Consider the following 209-nt stretch of genomic DNA (forward strand, 5'->3'; position numbering starts at 1 on the left):
TTAAAAGCCAAATCAAAAGCTACAGCGGGCACGGTTCAAATGTGGGAGCTGGCTTGCCTGCGATGGCATCGCCTCGTTGTGTCTGATGTACCGAGGTGTCTGCATCGCCGGCAAGCCAGCTCCTACAGAAAAGCAGCTCTGCTTTCGCTCTGGTTTTTGATCTGGCTTTTAACACTCAGGTCGGCTTTCAGGCCGCCGTGCTCTTGCTT

It is taken from the genome of Pseudomonas sp. B6001 (genome assembly GCF_013386015.1).
Taxonomy (GTDB): domain Bacteria; phylum Pseudomonadota; class Gammaproteobacteria; order Pseudomonadales; family Pseudomonadaceae; genus Aquipseudomonas.